Genomic DNA, 18159 nt, shown 5'->3' on the forward strand with positions numbered 1-18159 from the left:
TCTGATAACTTCCAGCCCCCAGCTTCCCTCTTTCTTTCTTTTTTAAAACCTGCTCAGAATTCCCCAGTGGATTTTAATATCATTAAACTTAAAAGGATTTCCAAATTCGTTACCATTAGACAGCTGGAAACTCATCAGACCGATAGGAATGAAGAAATTGAAACCGAGCCCAACACTGTAGAGTTTGGGTTTTACATTCAATGATTTATTATTGAGCTGTCCATATTGCCCAAAAACATCGAAGAATGCCTGATTACCGATCAGATACCGGTATTCCAGACTTCCGTAGTAATAAAAGTCGGCGGCCAGAGAGCTCTCATTGAATCCCCGCATGGAGTTCCAGCCCCCGAAACGGTATAATTCATTGGTAGAGAATGCTATTTTAGAATCCATCATAGCCCCTTCTCCTTTAATATTCAAAAAGTGGTTTCCTGAAATATGATAATTATGTTCCCCGAAGAAATAAAACTGATTTTGATTAGCTTTGATATTGTCTTTGGAATAAGTAGTTGTTAAAAAGTCATATCCGGCATTGATTCTTGTCTTATAAAGGAATAGATCAATATCAGTAGGTTCTACCATTTCAAACCATATCCCGATTCCCCGTTTGTTATAATCTTTTCCCTGAACGTATAGTGTGTCAATAATAGTAGAGGTTTCCAAGGTTGCTCTTAAACCTATTTTATTCCTGTTATTGATATGATAATAAAAAGCAGGAAGGAATTTTACATTGGCAAAAGTAGAATCCTGTCGGTAAATATTTACTTTGGTATCCATTCCTACATTTGATTTGAACAGATATGGAATATCTACACGAAGATCAAAAGTCTGCCCTTTATCCGGGTTTCTCTGCCAGTATAAATTGACCGTTTCAAAACCATTGAACATATTCCTGAAGTTGACATTCATCGTTCCGTTTAATGTAAATTTGGAAGTTTTATCATTTCCGAAACCGATTACCCCGTCAAAAGTATTTGTTTTTTTCTTTTCCAGAAAGAGGTAGATACTTGTGGAGTCTTTTGTGAATAGAGATTGTGGCTGCCGTTCGAGAGTCAGAAAAGGATGACTTTGAAACGTTTTATTGATGGCCAAAAGGTTTTTATCATCATAATTTTTACCTTTAAACTCCTTTTCTAAGTTCTTGATAAATCTTTTCGGAACCTTTTCGTATCCTTTGACTACGAAGCCATCTATCGTTCTTTTATCATTCTTATTAATATCCAGTTCTACAATTGGATAACCATTTTTCTGGCCTTTATATTTAGACTTAATTCTGCTGAAAGAATAACCTTCATCAATATACGTCTTGTTGATGCTTTTTTTAGTTGAATCTAAATTTTTAGTAAAAAAGTCTTTCTGAATCTTCAGTTTCTGAACCAGAGAATCCGTAAGGTTTACATATGTTTCATTGAAATTTTTTCCTTTGTCATAGAAAATCTCTGTACTGTCGCCTTTTACTTTTACATCTTTCAGTTGGGTGAAAAAATAATTACTTTGGGCTAAAGAATCCAGAAATTTCACTGCAGAAGTTGAATCCTTTACTTTTTTTCTGGTTTTAGTTTCCGTGTCAATCAACCAATACTGTTTCTTCTGCGCTTGTGTGAAAACGCAGAACAGTACAAAAAATATTTTCAGAAACAGTTTCAATCCCAAATGTATCTACACCAGACAAACGATGAAATTAAGCATAATGAAGATAAAACTTAAAGCAAAGCTTATCTTAATGAATCTTTACAACTTAATTCTTCTTAATGGTTTAAAATTTTATTATCAAATAACTTTCTATACAACTGAAACTAATCCAGTTTATTATATTTCTTCATCAAATTCTCATAAGTTCCCTGTGGAAGAATCCATTTCAAAGGAACTCCGATTTTCTGCCCGAATTTACCAAAATAATAATGAGCTTTCCATTTATTTTTTGCTAAAAGTTTTTCAATGTATTCTGCTACTTCCAAAGGCTCAGTTCCGTCATTCACATGGGAATTCATCAGCGCGTATACTTTGTCGAAAACATTTTTATACGGCTGGGAAACCTGTGCTATCACTCTGTTGTCTGCAATATTGGTTTTAATATCTCCCAAATGCAGCGAGCATACATCAATATTCCACGGATACACTTCATACCTCATTGCTTCCGTTACTTTATCCAAGGCCGATTTTGAAGCCGAGTAAAATCCACGGAAAGGCAGCCCCATTTCACTTCCGATACTGGAAACATTGATGATTTTTCCAAATTTATGTTCACGCATGTTCGGAAGAACGGCACTCATCATCTGTACAGGTCCGGCAAGATTCAGACTGAAAAGTTTGAGAATATCTTCTTTGGTAGAATCTTCTACAGCGCCTACCATTCCCATTCCGGCATTATTGATCAGAATATCAATTTTAGTTTCTGTTTTTAAAACTTCAGCAATGGCATTCTGAACAGCGATGTTATCGGTCACATCAGTGGGGATAGATTTGAAGTACTGGCTTTCTGTATGCTTTCTGCTTAATCCATATACTTTATGTCCTTTTTTACCAAAATATTCGGCTAATGCAAACCCGATTCCTGATGAGGTTCCTGTTATAATGATGGTCATTGAATTCGTATGATTTTTAATGTTTTATTTTTCTTATGATGTCAGTGAGACGTTTTTAAAGGTCTGTGTTCAAAAGTAAAATCTATTTTCAGCAAATGTAAAAAAAGAAAAATGAACTCAGTTATTTATTATTCCTGAAATAATTTTTAATAATTTCTTGATCTATTGTCCCGGATTGATGATAAACTTAAAATAAAGTTAATCTCATTTATGTATAGAATATCACTAGAATGATTACTTTTAATTATGTATGTTATTGGAATACAATTGTTTAATTTTATTTTGTGATATATGCTGTCTTAAAAAAACTAAAATTTCTTAATAAAAACATAAGAAAACCTTAATGAGTGGTGGGAGCAGGCTGTTCTAATTTTGCACCTAATCAAAAAGGATATCATGAATGTATTTAAAATCCCTGTCTCCGTAACATATTTAACGGGAAGGGTATTACTTATTGGTGCAATATCAGCTTCACCGATGTTCCTCGCTCAGAAAAAAGACAGCTTAAAAGAAAAATCCATCGATGAGATTGTTGTGGTTGGATACGGAACACAGAAAAAAAGTAAAGTTTCCGGGGCTGTTTCGGAGGCTTCACTGGATAAGCTTACTTCCAGATCTTTGTCTGGTGTAGGAGAAGTGCTTCAGGGTAAAGCTCCCGGAGTAACTGTAGTGAACGAAGGTGGAGATCCTAACGGAGCACCGAAGGTAAATATTCGTGGTTTGGGAGGAATCAATGGAGAAACTCCCCTTTATGTTGTAGATGGAGTAGTTTTTAATGGAACACCTTCTATAAATCCAAACGATATTCAGGATATATCTGTACTTAAAGACGCTTCTGCGGCTATTTACGGAGCAAGATCTTCCGGCGGGGTTATTCTTATTACCACTAAAAAAGGTAAAAAAAGAAATCTTACGGTAGATCTTGATGTGAAATACGGAATCAATGAAGCCTGGAGATTGAAAGAATCTCTGAACGCAGCAGAATTCCAGGACGTAATGTACAAAGCCTACGAAAATGCCGGAAAACTGGGAAGCTTACCCATCGCTTTTAATCCTACTCAATATCCTGACGGCAGAATTACCAGAACAGACTGGATGAAAGAAATTTTCAGAACAGGAACCATTCAGGAATATAATGTGAACCTAAGTGGAGGAAATGAAAAATCCAGATATTTTGTGGGAATGAACCACAGAAACCTGGAGGGAATCTTACTGAATACTCAGGCAAAACGATACAATTTCAGAGTCAATTCTGAACATAAAGTAAAAGACTGGCTGACGATCGGAGAAAATATGTATTATAATTACTCTGACGGAAACACAGCCGATACCAAGAGTGGATATACAGGAGCTTTGGTTGCTGCTATGTACTATCCGCCCAATGTTCCGGTATATACTCCCAACGGTGCATTTTCAGGACTGCCGATTGATGTGGCAGGTGGATATGGAGATATGATCAATCCGGTAGCTTATCTTAAAAGAATCAGTATCAGAAATCCTACCCACGAAATTTTAATCAACCCTTATGCTGAAATTACGCTGGCCAAAAATTTAAAATTCCGTTCCAACTTCTCACAGACGTTTAAACTTGGGGATGTGAAAAACTTTACCTACAGAGTTTTGGAAGTAGGGAAAATTTTTGATACCAATAATTTGGAATACCAATCCAACAATTCTTCCACAGCCCTTGCAGAACAGTTATTGACTTATAAAATTTCTGCCGGACAGCATAATTTTGATTTCCTTGGAGGTTTTACCTTCCAAAAAACAATTGATGATGGTTTTGTGGCAAAATCGTATGATTTCAGAAGTGAAGCTGAGGTTTTCCAACACCTTCAGAACGCTGCGGATACCAATAAAGATGTTTCCAGTTACAGATTCAAGCAATCCTTGGTTTCTTATCTGGCGAGAGTAAACTATGACTATGCAGGAAAGTATATTATTAGCTTATTGGGAAGACGTGATGGTTCTTCACTCGTAGCAAAGCAGAACAGATTTGCCAATTACTATGCGGTTTCCGGTGCATGGGTAGTTTCGAAAGAAAATTTCATGAAGGATATTTCATGGCTTTCCAGTCTGAAATTAAGAGGAAGTTACGGTATTCTGGGTAACCTTGGAGGAATTTCACCACAAGCGGTAAATCCACTAATGACCAGAGATAATAACATCATTTTCGGTCAGGATCCTTCTCAGAATATTGCATATTATGCTACCACCCGTCCGAATCCGGATCTGAAATGGGGAAAATCTGAGCAGACCAACTTCGGAGTGGATGCATCATTCCTTCATAACACACTTTCTTTACAGTTTGATTATTTCGTAAAGAATTCCAAAGATCAGATCTTCAATGTAAGCTTACCAAGTACGGCAACGTATAATAATCAGTATGTGAATGCGGGATTATTCCAGGATAAAGGATTTGAATTAGGAATCAATTACAACAAGGTGATTTCAGATGATTTTACTTTCTCAGTGGGAGCTACAATGAGTCAACTAAAAAATACGGTGAAGCAGCTTGCCAATGTGGATGAAATCTTTATTAATGATAACGGAGTAAGAGGAGTATTGAAACCAACCCGTGTAAAAGTAGGTGATCCTCTGTATTCTTTCTATGGTTATAAGACTGGCGGAATTTTCCAGACTCAGGAAGAAATCAACAATTATAAAGATGCCAACGGAAATCTTATCCAGCCGAATGCGAAACCTGGAGATATTAAATTCCTGAAAAAAGAAGGAAATACAGGAGTGCTTAATAATAATGATTTTGTGAATCTTGGAAGTCCATACCCTAAGTTCTCTTACGGATTCTCTTATAACATGACCTGGAGAAACTTTGACCTGAATTTATTCTTCCAGGGAGTGTATGGAAATAAAATATTCAACGGGATGAAGTTTATTTCTTTGAACCCAGGTGGAACAGGACAGAATTACAATATGGACAGAGATATCCTGAATGCATGGACTCCTCAGAATACCAATACTGATATTCCAAGACTGGTACACGGTGATCCAAGTGGTAATTACTCTAAAGTATCAGATTTCTATGTGGAAGACGGATCTTACCTAAGACTGAAGAACCTTACCATTGGTTATTCATTACCGAAAGAATTGTACAGCAAGCTGGATGTAAACAAAGTGAGAATCTATATGACTTCCAACAACCTGTTTACGATTACGAAATATACAGGATTCGATCCTGAAGTAGGAATGAATTCTTATGGTGTAGATACCGGAAGATATCCTCAGGCACGCTCATTCATCTTTGGGGTGGAGATCGGATTATAATTTTTTAACCAACAAAAAGTAAAAAAATGAAATTTTTCAACAAAATATTGTTAGTATCAGGACTATCTGTTATGTTTCTGTCATGTACAGGAGAACTGGATGTTCAGCCGGAAGGAACCCCTACAGAAGCCAGTTTCTGGAAAACGGAAAACGATTTGATTACCGGAGCAAATGCGATGTATAAACCTTTGTTTGACGGTGAGTTTTATGGAAGAGGATTGTTTTGGTTTATCAATGCCAGTGATGATATGGTAACCGGAAGAGCGAAAAGTGAGGCGGATAACGCAAAGAACTTCAGCAGCAATTATATTGCGGCAGGAGATCTTGAAACTCAATGGAACAAAAGATACAACGTCATCGGAGTGGCCAACCGTGTCATCCGTAATGTTGATAATATTCAGACTTCATCTGCAATTAAAAATAAATATCTTGGCGAAGCTTTGTTCATGAGCAGCAGAATGTATTTTGAGCTGGCTTACTCTTACGGAAATGAAAAGGCCGGAGTTCCCATTATCGACCGTTCAAAAGATCCGGATCCAAACCCGATTCCAAGAGCGGCTAACGTAATGGAAAACTACACTTACATTGTAAACGATCTGAAAAGAGCAGCAGAATTATTACCTACACAGGCAGAACTTCCCGCAAAAGATTATGGAAGACCTCATAAAGCAGCCGCATGGGCATTGTTAGCAAAAGTATATCTGTTTATGAAAGACTGGAAGAATGCAGAATTCTGGGCTAACGAAGTAATGACCAAAGGAAACAGAGCATTATTAGGTAATTTCGCCGATGTTTTTAAATCTGAAAATAACTACAGTTCAGAATACATCTGGTCTATCCCTGGAACACCTAAGTTTACGGCTTGGGGAAGTATTCTTCCAGGTGTAATGCTTGAAAATAAAGGGTGGGGAGAATATAACGGATGGGGATATTTCCAACCGACTAAAGAATTGTTTGATGAATACGAAACCGGAGACCTTAGAAGAAGTGCTACTATTCTGAAAACAGGAGATCAATTTACGTTTAACGGAAAGGTAAGAACATATGCTTCTACCAATTCCCTTACCGGATATCAGTTTAATAAATATATGGATGCCTTCAAATATCAGCTGAACAGTGGTCACGTAAGTGCCAACGGAGATTATCCATGTACAGATCTTGCCGTTCCAATCATGCGTTATGCTGAGGTTATTCTGATCAAGGCAGAAGCTTTGCTAATGCAAGGGAAATCTGCAGATCAGGAAATCAATATGATTAGATTACGTGCAGGTTTACCTGCGAAAAACGGATGTACAATGGCAGATCTGAAACATGAAAGACGTTGCGAACTGGCAGGTGAATGGGCAGACAGACACAGAGACCTTGTACGTTGGGGAGATGCACAGGCAGCTTATGCGAAGCCTCTGCACGGTATCAATGGACAGGTAGTCTGGGCAGCAAGAAACTTTAATCCAGCTGTACATAATGTTTGGGCAGTTCCACAGGCTGAAATCGTAAACAGTCACGGGATCATTAAACAAAATGAAGGCTGGTAGAATTTTAATCTTTTATATAAGCCGCTATATCATTGCAGAGATTTCTGTGATGATATAGTTTTTCACAGGGATGGAAACAGGTCTTTCCATTTGACTTATAAAACAATTTACGAATGAAATTATCAAAAATACTGGCTGTACTGGCCTTGGCTGTTTTTTCCGAAAATCAGGCACAGAATTATTTACATTACAATGTAGGGAATGCACATTCGCATAATGACTATATGCAGGAAATCCCTTTTTGGCAGGCTTATTATGCTAATTTCGGTTCCATTGAGGCAGATGTTTTTCTGGTAAAAGGAAAGCTTTGGGTCGCGCATACCGAAAAGGAACTTTCTGCAGACAGAACATTGGAAAATCTTTATCTCGATAATATTTCAAAACAGATTAAGCTGAATAAAGGGAATATTTATCCTGATGCAGGTAAAAAACTTCAATTGCTGATTGATATAAAACAAGATTATAAAACATCACTGGAAGCTTTGGTAAATACTTTAAAGAAATATCCTGAGATCACAGAAAATTCGGGAATTAAAATTGTCATTACCGGAGGAAGACCTCAGCCCGAAGATTTTAAAAACTATCCGAATTATCTTTATTTCGATGGAGATCTTGATAAAAACTATTCTGCAGATCAACTGAAAAGAATCGGAATGTTCAGCGCAGACCTTCCGGGATTGGTGAAATGGAATGGAAAAGGAATTCCAAGGGATGAAGAAACGCAAAAAATCAAAACCGCAGTAGATAAAGCGCATGCTCAGCAGAAACCAGTTCGTTTTTACGGTGCTCCGGATTTCCCGAATGCCTGGGTAAACCTGATGGATTTAGGGGTGGATTATATCAATACCGATCATATTCCGGATCTTAAAAAATTCATGAATACGATTCCGAAAAACTTTTATAAAAATACAAAAGAATACGCCACTTATACTCCAACTTATCAATCAGACGGGGTTGCGAAAAAAGTAAAGAAAGTCATTCTTCTTATTCCGGACGGAACTTCTTTACCCCAATATTATGCTGCCTTTACAGCGAACAAAGGAAAACTGAATGTTTTCAACATGAAATCCACAGGGCTTTCCAAAACCAATTCATCCAATGCTTATATTACAGATTCAGCACCAGGTTCTACAGCATTTGCAACGGGTGTGAAAACCAAAAATACTTTTGTAGGGGTTGATAATATGGGAAAAGCATTAGCACAAATCCCTGATATTATTGGTGAAAAAGGAATGATTTCCGGCCTGATTTCCACTGGAGATGTTACAGATGCTACTCCTGCAGATTTCTATGCTCATTCGGATAACAGAAACAGTTCAGAACCTATTCTTAAAGATTTTGCTGCTTCAAAAACAAAAATACTGATCGGTGGTCCTACAAGCGGATTGTCTCAGGAGAATATTCAGAAATTCAAAGATGCTAAAATAGATCTCTATAAAGATTTAAAATCAGTAACTAAAATAAACAACCGTACTCTGGTTATCGATCCTCTGGCTTCACAAAGAATCACCAATGGAAGAGGAAACTGGTTGGCAGATGCATTCGATCTTACTTTAAATGATTTAAAGAATAATAAAAAAGGATTCTTCATGATGATTGAAGCTTCCCAGACAGATGGTGGTGGACATAGCAATAATATAGAACAGTTGGTTACAGAATTACTGGATTTCGACTATGTTGTTGGGAAGGCCATGAAGTTTGCTGACGAAAATAAAGAAACTTTAGTGATTGTAGTGGGAGACCATGAAACAGGAGGTTTAACCCTTTTGGATGGTAGCCTGAAAGATGGGTGGGTATTCGGAAATTTCAGTACAAATGATCATACCTCTATTCCATCAAGTGTTTTTGCTTACGGGCCCAATTCAAAAGAATTCACAGGGTTGTATGAAAATACAGAGATCTTCAACAAAATACTGGCCGCTTATGGAATTAAGAAATAGCTTTTAATTTATACTTTTACTTTTACAAAGAGAGATTGTTTCATTTTTGAAACAGTCTTTTCTTTTAAGTTAATCTGTGTGAGAAAATAATAAAAAGGCTGCCTCAAAAAGAGAGACAGCCTTTGAGTATATCTAACAAATAATAATTTAGAAGTTGGTCTTAACGATTAATTCAGAAAGTTCAGCATTCACAAAGTCAATCGGCATTATCCCAAATGAACCTTGAGTATTGGTTTGGAAGAATGTTTTAAGTTTTGGATTAATAGCATTGGATACCGTAGGAATACTAGGAATTCCGAAAATTCCAGGTTTATAACCGCTGGTGAAATTCACGAAAAGCTTGCCACTCGTATCATTTTTAGCTTCATTAAGAAGGCTGGAAATTCCATTCCACTTATCATCGTTGTTGGTTACCTTATAATAATCCTGTACTTTCAACTGCACACCGGAATTGTTAATGTCAAAAGTAGTATTGTCTGCCCACGGTGAAGCATTGATTCCTTTACTTGTTGCTGAGGAAAATCTTCTTAATAATTTGATCTTTCCTCTTACAGCACCCAGCGTAGGAATGTTTGCACCAAGATCCCATTTAGAAGGATTTTTCTGTACATAAGAATCAAAAGTCTGTTCAAAGCTTCTGGTGGTATTGGAAGCATCATATTCCTCTTTTACGGACATGATAATTGTTTCAGATGGATGGCTGCTAAGGAACGCATAGCAAGCATTAAGCACATCATCAAAATTCAGATTTTGGTAAATCGCTCCGTGATGAATGGTGAATGCATTGTCAATATGTCTGCAACGGATATCCAGGAAACGAACTCCTGCATTCAGTTGTTCTGCAATGCTGAGGTTTTGAGTTTTAGCCGTACCTGACACAACAGGGGCATCTACACGTGCTCCGGAATCATGAGTTCCGGGAATAGAGATTTTTGAAATGGAAATATTATCCTGAAGACCAGACATCCAGCTGTTCATTTCGATAGGTGCTAAAGAAGTTCTATTGTTAACTTTTGCTAAAGAAGCTAGGCTGTTGTCATTAGAATCTCTTTCCATAAGGCTGTCATTGGAACAGGAAAAAAGATAGATGCAGTAACCACCCCAAGTGTGATAGCTGTCATACGTTTCATGCTTTGTTTGAACATAGTTTTTTTATTTTTTTAAGGTAGTTTAAAAATAAGAATATATCAAAGCACAAGGAGTTAATTTAACTTTAAGAGATAATTAAGTTGGTATAAAGTAGGGAAGTTGGAGGATGGATGATGGAAGTCTGATTTTCTTAACGCAAAGTTTATTTTTTATTCCAGAAATGTAAGGAAGCAAAGATGAAATCAATGAAATTGATTTTTTCTAAGCTGATGTATAAAAAAAGAAAGCTTCATCCCCGACGTATGTCGGCCTCTTAGCTCACTTTACTATAACATTAGAATTAATTTTACTTTGCGTTAAAGAAATGCGGCTATAAAAAATCATAATAAATGAGTGTTGAAGTTCACCGCCAAAGAGTAACCTCTGATAGCGTCCAGCTTCAATCTCCTCTCTTAAAACACAAAATCCTCTTTCAAACCGGGAAGCCTGAACTTGTGGTCTCCGATAAAAAATCATTCATTTTAATAAGAGCCGGGAATTTATGAGTAAATTCTTTATGCAAGTTTTCGGGTAGTTTGGTATCATCATCACAGGATGAATATTCTCTGTCAACAATTACTTGTCCTGTAGAAAAATTGATTTCATTCGTAAAACTGAAATCACAGGTATCTTCAAAATGATCGTACAAACCTATCAGATAAAAATCTCCGTTCTGAAATCTGAAGGTATGTTTATATTGCTGTGTATGCCTTGAATTGGTAAAAAACAGCTGTTTGATAACAAGACAGTTATTTTTTATATTGATTGTAAGAGTATTATCGGAAGGATAAAATCCGAATCCGCTTGAAAAAATGATATCAGAATTTTCTTTCCATACTTTCAAACCACTGTTTTCCTTTTTCAGAATATAGAAGACCCTTTTATAGTCACTTATACCTTCCGGGTTCTGCTCGTATGATGCTTTTATATTCGTATTAAATACCAGGACAGTTTCATCTTTTCCATCTTTGTCAAGATCGCCTTTGGCTTCTGCAATCTGAGTATAACCTTTCGGAACCGAAAAATTTTTCAGAGTCTGAGCAGATAAAGCCGAAACAGCTAAGACAATCAAAAAGGAAAAAAAAGGTTTCATGATGATTATATAAAATTAAAATGTGGTAATCCGAAATAAAAAATCATTTTCAAATTACCACATTCTTATATTTTCAAATTAATGAGTCAGTATGCTTTCAAGATCTTTCCAGAACATTGGATACGATTTTTCTACTACATCTTCATCTTCAATATTCAGTTCTTTAATCAGACAAAATGGAGCAAAACTCATCGCCATTCTGTGATCCTGATAGGTTTTGATTGAAATATCATCTTGTGGTTCTCCAAAACTGACAGATTGAATGGTTAAATCTGTAATCTCTGTTTCGGTACCCAGTTTTTTAAGTTCATTATATAAGGCAAGAAGTCTGTCGGTTTCCTTTACTCTTAGTGTTCCCAATCCGGAAATATCAAAAGGAATTTTTAAAGCAGCTGCTGTTACACAAAGGGTTTGTGCAATATCCGGGCAGTCATTCATATCCAGAACAATTTTTTCCGGGAAAGAAAAATCAGGCTGAGGTTCCAGAGTTAATTGATGCTCATCTTCTGAGAACGTAGTTTTGATTCCGAAGAACTTCTCGTAGATGTCAGCAATGGCGGAATCTCCTTGTGTGGATTCTTTGTAAAAACTTTTCAGGTGAATGGTTTTTCTTCCCAATGCACAGATAGAGTAGAAGTAAGAAGCCGAGCTCCAATCGCTTTCCACTTCATAATGAACTGCTTCGGTATTATTGTCAGGAGTGAAAGGCTCTACTTTGATCGTATTTCCTTCAAAACTGCTTTGAATGCCAAATCTGATTAGAATATCAAGTGTCATTTCAATATAAGATCTTGAAGTAACATCACCCACAAGATTAATGATCAAACCGTTTTCAAGTTTTCCTGCAATAAGAAGCAGTGAAGTGATAAACTGGCTTGAAATATTGGCAGGAACATTCACAGAAGTCTGAGTGATCTTTCTTCCGATAATTTTTAAAGGAGGAAATCCTTCATTTTCCATATATTCAATCTCTACTCCAAGATCTCTCAAAGCAGTTACCAGATTTTTGATAGGTCTTTCTTTCATTCTTCCGGAACCTGTAAGAATAGTTGTCTTCCCTTCCTGAATAGAATAATAAGAAGTAAGAAAACGCATTGCCGTTCCAGCATGATGAATGTCTACCACATCTGTATTCTCGGATAATGCTTTTTTCAGCAGCTGGGTATCCTGAGAATTGGATAAATTTCCGATTTTTATATTGCTAAACAGACTTTCCAGAATCAATAAACGATTCGAAATACTTTTCGAACCGCTGATCTGTACTGTTTTATCACCTATTAATTTTGATTTTTCTAGCTTCATTATGATCTACATTATCTTTAAAAATGATGAGTTAAAAATTCAATTGTAATTCATAACTCATCATGTATCATTATTTCAATTTTTCGTTATTCTGGTGCCGGTCTTTATCACGATCAGTTTTGATTTTCATTTTTCTGTCGAAGGCATCCTGCAAATTCACTCCGGTCTGATTCGCCAGGCACAACGTTACAAAAAGCACATCCGCCAGCTCTTCACCAAGGTCTTTAGTTTTGTCACTTTCCTTTTCGCTTTGTTCACCATATCTTCTGGCAATGATTCTTGCTACTTCACCTACTTCTTCTGTCAGCATCGCCATATTGGTCAGTTCATTAAAGTATCTTACCCCAATGGTTTTGATCCATTCATCTACCTGCTGTTGTAATTGTGTAATCTCCATTATTGATATGCTCCTAACGTTGGATTAGTCGTTCTGGATACTCCCACAATATCAGAAGGAACCGTTGCTGCTACCGCTGTGTTTCCTTTTCCAAGGGCTGGTGAACCTGGTTTTACTCTTAAATTCATTTTAGCCATGAAATAATTAACAAACTGAGGGTCGGTATTCTTAGTAGTTTGTACTACACGTGGATTGTTATCAAAAGTGAAACCAGCTCCCGTTGCACTGGTATATTTGATTAATGAATTTTGAAGTAAGAATTCAAACTGCTGTCCAGGAGTCTGTTCAAAATGCACAGCATCATCCCTGTCAGAATATATAATACTGTTTTTGATATCAAGGAGTTGTAAAGCTCCCTGTTGGGTTTGTCCTGCATCATTCTTCCATTCATTGGCCGCAAAAATTCCTGCTCTGTCGAAAGAACTCATCGTTTTAGAATAGTTCGCAATAGTAGCATGAGTATAACTGTGCTTTCCTCCAAGGAATACACCGATACATGATAAACCACAATTGTTCATCACAAGATTATTAGCATTCACCGTAGAACCTACTGCATAGATTCCATATTCAAAGAAAGTATGGATGAAAGAATTCGTGATGGTAGCATTGGTTTGTCTCATATCAAGACCTCTCGTTCCTCCGAAAAGTCTGGCATGATTCATATTAAGAGTAGAATTGGCTTCCATTCTGATTGAATTCCAGTTTTTAGGAATCGTATCATAATAAGGATCATTTCTATCCCCACGAAGAATAACCTGATCAGCCTGAGTTCCATTAATATTTAAAACAGCACCTGAAGAAACTTTCATTCCGCTGTTTTTATGGAAATAAACCTTAGTTCCGGCGTTGATGTCAAGCGTTACACTAGGATTAATGGTAAGATTTCCGTAGATGATCTTTGCTTTATTGTTATTCCATGTGGTGGAACTGGTAATTACATTTGGATTGCCGGGAGTCTGGATAAAAAATTCAGCATCCTGAACTACAGAAAATAAAGTTACATGTTGTTGCCCGCCAGGACTGGTGAAAAGTACCTTGTCTTCAGCAATGGCTTCAGGTCCGGTAGCTTGAGGAGCAATTTCAACAAATATATAAAGACTGTCTTTCTTTCTTAAAGGCACGTTTTGAAAATCATATCCTGGTTTTCCATCCACATTGATCCTATATAAGGATGCGGCACCCTTTTCAAGATTTACTCTTGGGATCATGACATCTTTATCTTCATTATTATATACCTTTACAACATAAGTTTCTGAACGCACCTGATGGTATACCGTATCACAAAAGACGGTATCTCTTGAAAAGCGTAATTGCTGTGTAGGACTATCAAACGTTATGTCATCTTTATTACATGATACTGCTACAAGTAACATCCAAAAGGAAAAAGCCAGTAATAATTTGAATTTCATTGAAATTAAAGTTTAAGTAAGTTCCAAATTTAACGAAAATACTTTGAATTTCTTATCAATAAAAAAATATTGAATTCAGTATTTGGAATTTAGAAAAAATGTTGTATTTTTGCAACCTAAAATTTAGCAGAGAAATATCCATTACTATTTCGAAAGCAAACTTAATTTTTTTAAAAATAGTATTATGAAAAACGGAATCCACCCAGAAAATTATAGACTTGTTGTTTTCAAAGATATGAGTAACGACGAGGTGTTTCTTTGCAAGTCTACTGCAGAAACAAAAGACACTATCGAGTACGAAGGACAAGAGTATCCTCTAATCAAAATGGAAATCTCTTCAACTTCTCACCCTTTCTACACTGGTAAAGTAAAACTAGTTGACACTGCAGGTAGAGTTGATAAGTTCATGAACAAATACAAAAAATTCGCTAAGTAATTTTTGTATACCTAAAATATTAAAGTCTTCCAGTTTTTGGGAGACTTTTTTTATTGTAAATTTGTTAACCTTGAATTTTAAACTTTAAACCAAAAACTGAACGATGCAATTAGTATTTTCAGACGCACAATATTGGGAAGATTTTCTTCCACTTACCTTTACCCGCCCGGTTGCTGCGATGCGATGCGGAATTCTTACATTTGCTGAAAGATGGCAGAAAATCCTTGAAAACACCGAGGTTTCATACTTCACAGAAATGTATCTTCAGGATAAATTTAAAAGCCCGGAGGAAAAAGAAAGTCTCTTTTTAGTTCCAAATTTCCTTCCTACAGAAACTGTTATTCAACAGATTAAAGATCTTAAGCTGGGGGAAGCTCTGGTTTATGAAGATGAATTGGTGGCGGCTAAAATCAATATGAAAGGTTTTTCTCTCAATCAGATTGAAAAAATGACCGATATTAAGGAAGACTTAATTTTCTTCAAAAGGCCAAAAGATTTATTCACCTATAACCATCAAGCCATTGATTTCGATTTTGAACTGCTTACTAAAGGAAGAACTTCACAGGAGCTATCCTCCACAAACGGTTTTTTAGGAGATAAAAAAGATTTGTTTATTGAAGAAGGTGCTGAAATTGAATTTTCTACTCTGAATACTAAAACCGGTAAAATTTATATCGGTAAAAATGCTGAAGTAATGGAAGGCTGCCATCTGCGTGGGCCTATCACATTGGGAGATCATTCTAAATTTAATCTTGGTGCTAAAATTTATGGAGCTACCACTATCGGACCTCACTGTAAAGTAGGTGGGGAAGTGAATAATATTATCATTTTCGGATATACAAGCAAAGGACATGATGGTTTCATTGGAAATTCAGTGATTGGTGAATGGTGCAACTTTGGTGCAGATACCAATTCTTCCAATATGAAGAACAATTATGGAAATGTAAAACTATGGAATTACAGAACAAAAGCATTTGAAGATACAGGTTTACAGTTTGCCGGCCTTATTATGGGAGATCATTCCAAAGCAGCAATCAATACCCAGTTTAATACAGGAACGGTAGTTGGAATTGCTTCCAATATTTTCAAACCGGGTTTTCCTCCTAACCTTATAGAGAACTTTTCATGGGGTGGACTGAAAGATGATGAAAGATTCAAACTTGACAAAGTATATGAAGTGGCAGAAAGAGCGATGGCGAGAAGAAAAGTAGCTTTAACTGAAGAAGATAAAGCGATTCTGAAACATATTTTTGATATGTATTAAAAATATAAAATCCCCTCAGAATTTCTGAGGGGTAGTTTTAGTAATATTCGATTTTTCTGACCCATTTATATAAATCTTTTCCATCTATATTTTTAATAACTTCTGTCCAGTTTTTTTGCTTATCAAACTTATATTTGAAAATAATTACCGTTGGTTCTTTTTTTTTATCGCTCTCATCTAAATAAAATATTTTAGCTATATAGTTATCTTTATATTCAAATCGGATATCATGCCAAATATTATTATTGTGGTGTGCTGTTGCTCTTTCTAATTTTTGATCTTTGGTATAAGTATAAGTGATAGTCATGGGTTTTCCATAATTACCGTCTTTTTCTTCTGTGATTATTTTACCGTTTTCAAGTATAGTATAATAATGATACTTTCCATCTTTAATTTCAGCTCTCTGTATTAGATTTCCGGATTTATCATATTCGTATTTCATATGCTTGCTTAAAAATATTTTTTTGTTTTCATAATCAAGTTTATGATCGAAAGATTTTTCTTCAATTACCCTATATTGATTATCATAAATTTTTACACGATTTAGTTTCTTATGATAAATAGAATCTTTAACCTCAGTATAAGAACGCTCACCTACCTTTTTCCAAATATCATTTGTTATTGTAAAAATACTGTCTGTTTTTGTTAGAGTATCAAATTTAGTTATATACAGAGGTTTGAAACTTTCAAGATTGCTTATGTATTTTTCCATAGGCTTATCCTTAGTTTTGTAGTAAGCTTCTTTAAATTTTACGGTTTTATTATTTCCATTGTAAAAATAATGATAAGAGATTTCGGAGTATTTGTTTTTCCTTTTTTCTTCAATTAACCTATTAAGACTATCAAATGTATAATCATAATTATCAACAATTTCTCCTGATTTGTAATACCACGTTTCTTTTGTTATATTCCGGTTTTTATCATAGTTAGTTTCATTATTTATATATCGGCAGAAATCTGTTTCAAACCATGTCTCCCGCATTCTGCTTCTTAGGTTTTTGGGAGTCATGATTACAGCATGTCCATATTCATCATCACCCTTCATAAAGGTAAATGGGCCAGAATTATTTAGAAAAACTACGTATTCTTTTACGAATTTTGGTTTCCCTAAAACTGTATCTTTTATAACTTGAGAGTTAAAATAAGTAGATAAAAAAATTAAAATAAATAGTATTTGTTTCATATCATCATTTGAAAAAGCCTCCGAAGAGGCTTTGTTTATTGTTTTGTTAGTACAATATCTTTCGGAAAATTAATAGGAAAATCTCCATACTGATCTACATAGGCATTATGTTGACAATTAGGATCTATAATGCTTGGAAGATATTCAAAATGTAAGGTCATTTGATTTCCTGTGAAATTTGTAATATCCAAGGTTGCAGTTTTTCTACACATGTTTTTAGGATAGAAGTATAATCGTTTTATATTCCCGTTTTCTAAGTTTGTTCCAATACCACTAAATTCTGTTCCTTCATTTCCAAAATTAGAAATTCGATCAATCTCTATAGTGCCATTTGATGTGATAACCTTTCTTTCACCTAAAATTTGATCTCTGTAATATGAATAATTTCCATTATAAAAATACTTTACTTTTCTCAAATCTAGATATAGTGTTTTTTCATTCCATGTTCCTTTCCATAAACCGACATATTTATCCAATTCACCATCCAAGTCTTTATAATATGCTCCGTTAGGAACATCTTCTTTATAATTAAGAGGGTATATTTGTGCTTTACAGGAAATTGTAATAATTGAAAGTATGATTAAAAATATCTGTTTCATAAT

Annotated in this window: 14 protein-coding genes; 5 read left to right on the forward strand and 9 right to left on the reverse strand. The window is 35.5% G+C overall.

All coding sequences use genetic code 11. From position 1 onward, the window contains the following. Positions 1-42: 42 nt before the first annotated feature. Together BOQ62_RS04575 and BOQ62_RS04580 are read right to left on the reverse strand one after the other, a co-directional pair. Positions 43-1575, reverse strand: coding sequence for a hypothetical protein (locus BOQ62_RS04575; protein ID WP_228413689.1), 1533 nt, complete (start codon positions 1573-1575; stop codon positions 43-45). Positions 1576-1796: 221 nt separating this feature from the next. Then, positions 1797-2585: an SDR family oxidoreductase gene (locus BOQ62_RS04580; RefSeq protein ID WP_129037499.1), complete on the reverse strand. Its 789-nt coding sequence runs from the start codon at positions 2583-2585 to the stop codon at positions 1797-1799. A gap of 396 nt (positions 2586-2981) precedes the next feature. Here BOQ62_RS04580 and BOQ62_RS04585 point away from each other — a divergent pair, with 396 nt between their 5' ends. The 3 genes from BOQ62_RS04585 to BOQ62_RS04595 all read left to right on the forward strand — a co-directional run bounded on the left by BOQ62_RS04585 (position 2982) and on the right by BOQ62_RS04595 (position 9345). Continuing rightward, a complete protein-coding gene (locus tag BOQ62_RS04585) occupies positions 2982-5870 on the forward strand; it encodes a SusC/RagA family TonB-linked outer membrane protein (RefSeq protein ID WP_129037501.1) in 2889 nt (962 codons plus the stop codon). A gap of 26 nt (positions 5871-5896) precedes the next feature. Beyond that, positions 5897-7405: a RagB/SusD family nutrient uptake outer membrane protein gene (locus tag BOQ62_RS04590; RefSeq protein ID WP_129037503.1), complete on the forward strand. Its 1509-nt coding sequence runs from the start codon at positions 5897-5899 to the stop codon at positions 7403-7405. 113 nt (positions 7406-7518) lie between these two features. Beyond that, entirely contained in the window at positions 7519-9345 is a 1827-nt protein-coding gene (locus BOQ62_RS04595; protein WP_129037505.1) for an alkaline phosphatase, read from the forward strand. Positions 9346-9492: 147 nt separating this feature from the next. On the opposite strand, the gene BOQ62_RS04600 is transcribed toward BOQ62_RS04595, so the two are convergent. The 5 genes from BOQ62_RS04600 to BOQ62_RS04620 form a co-directional block, all read right to left on the reverse strand. Next, a complete protein-coding gene (locus tag BOQ62_RS04600; RefSeq protein ID WP_129037507.1) occupies positions 9493-10401 on the reverse strand; it encodes a phosphatidylinositol-specific phospholipase C in 909 nt (302 codons plus the stop codon). Between the two features lie 505 nt (positions 10402-10906). Next, complete coding sequence (locus tag BOQ62_RS04605) at positions 10907-11566, reverse strand: hypothetical protein (protein ID WP_228413691.1); 660 nt, start codon at positions 11564-11566, stop codon at positions 10907-10909. A 78-nt stretch (positions 11567-11644) separates the two neighbouring features. Then, entirely contained in the window at positions 11645-12868 is a 1224-nt protein-coding gene (locus BOQ62_RS04610) for a 3-phosphoshikimate 1-carboxyvinyltransferase (protein WP_129037509.1), read from the reverse strand. Between the two features lie 70 nt (positions 12869-12938). Then, positions 12939-13265, reverse strand: a complete 327-nt coding sequence (locus tag BOQ62_RS04615; protein ID WP_047385875.1) for a nucleotide pyrophosphohydrolase — start codon at positions 13263-13265, stop codon at positions 12939-12941. Further along, positions 13265-14674, reverse strand: coding sequence for a hypothetical protein (locus BOQ62_RS04620; protein WP_129037511.1), 1410 nt, complete (start codon positions 14672-14674; stop codon positions 13265-13267). Before BOQ62_RS04620 ends, BOQ62_RS04615 begins: the two co-directional genes overlap by 1 nt. A gap of 184 nt (positions 14675-14858) precedes the next feature. Here BOQ62_RS04620 and BOQ62_RS04625 point away from each other — a divergent pair, with 184 nt between their 5' ends. Together BOQ62_RS04625 and BOQ62_RS04630 are read left to right on the forward strand one after the other, a co-directional pair. Beyond that, positions 14859-15110 carry a type B 50S ribosomal protein L31 gene (locus BOQ62_RS04625; protein ID WP_002976190.1) on the forward strand — a complete coding sequence of 84 codons (252 nt, stop codon included), beginning with the start codon at positions 14859-14861 and terminating at the stop codon, positions 15108-15110. Between the two features lie 103 nt (positions 15111-15213). Beyond that, a complete protein-coding gene (locus tag BOQ62_RS04630) occupies positions 15214-16374 on the forward strand; it encodes a GlmU family protein (RefSeq protein WP_129037513.1) in 1161 nt (386 codons plus the stop codon). A 37-nt stretch (positions 16375-16411) separates the two neighbouring features. Here the strand turns inward: BOQ62_RS04630 and BOQ62_RS04635 are convergent, their stop codons facing one another. Together BOQ62_RS04635 and BOQ62_RS04640 are read right to left on the reverse strand one after the other, a co-directional pair. Continuing rightward, complete coding sequence (locus BOQ62_RS04635) at positions 16412-17557, reverse strand: hypothetical protein (protein WP_129037515.1); 1146 nt, start codon at positions 17555-17557, stop codon at positions 16412-16414. A gap of 35 nt (positions 17558-17592) precedes the next feature. Next, positions 17593-18156: a DUF6705 family protein gene (locus tag BOQ62_RS04640; RefSeq protein WP_129037517.1), complete on the reverse strand. Its 564-nt coding sequence runs from the start codon at positions 18154-18156 to the stop codon at positions 17593-17595. Positions 18157-18159: the final 3 nt, after the last annotated feature.

Origin of the sequence: Chryseobacterium sp. CH21 (assembly GCF_004119445.1) — a bacterium.
GTDB lineage: Bacteria > Bacteroidota > Bacteroidia > Flavobacteriales > Weeksellaceae > Chryseobacterium.

Coding starts and splice junctions, on each gene's coding strand:
- BOQ62_RS04580 (WP_129037499.1), bottom strand. CDS start 2,585: ATGACCATCATTATAACAGGAACCTCATCAGGAATCGGGTTTGCATTA.
- BOQ62_RS04585 (WP_129037501.1), top strand. CDS start 2,982: ATGAATGTATTTAAAATCCCTGTCTCCGTAACATATTTAACGGGAAGG.
- BOQ62_RS04590 (WP_129037503.1), top strand. CDS start 5,897: ATGAAATTTTTCAACAAAATATTGTTAGTATCAGGACTATCTGTTATG.
- BOQ62_RS04595 (WP_129037505.1), top strand. CDS start 7,519: ATGAAATTATCAAAAATACTGGCTGTACTGGCCTTGGCTGTTTTTTCC.
- BOQ62_RS04600 (WP_129037507.1), bottom strand. CDS start 10,401: ATGGAAAGAGATTCTAATGACAACAGCCTAGCTTCTTTAGCAAAAGTT.
- BOQ62_RS04605 (WP_228413691.1), bottom strand. CDS start 11,566: ATGAAACCTTTTTTTTCCTTTTTGATTGTCTTAGCTGTTTCGGCTTTA.
- BOQ62_RS04610 (WP_129037509.1), bottom strand. CDS start 12,868: ATGAAGCTAGAAAAATCAAAATTAATAGGTGATAAAACAGTACAGATC.
- BOQ62_RS04615 (WP_047385875.1), bottom strand. CDS start 13,265: ATGGAGATTACACAATTACAACAGCAGGTAGATGAATGGATCAAAACC.
- BOQ62_RS04620 (WP_129037511.1), bottom strand. CDS start 14,674: ATGAAATTCAAATTATTACTGGCTTTTTCCTTTTGGATGTTACTTGTA.
- BOQ62_RS04625 (WP_002976190.1), top strand. CDS start 14,859: ATGAAAAACGGAATCCACCCAGAAAATTATAGACTTGTTGTTTTCAAA.
- BOQ62_RS04630 (WP_129037513.1), top strand. CDS start 15,214: ATGCAATTAGTATTTTCAGACGCACAATATTGGGAAGATTTTCTTCCA.
- BOQ62_RS04635 (WP_129037515.1), bottom strand. CDS start 17,557: ATGAAACAAATACTATTTATTTTAATTTTTTTATCTACTTATTTTAAC.
- BOQ62_RS04640 (WP_129037517.1), bottom strand. CDS start 18,156: ATGAAACAGATATTTTTAATCATACTTTCAATTATTACAATTTCCTGT.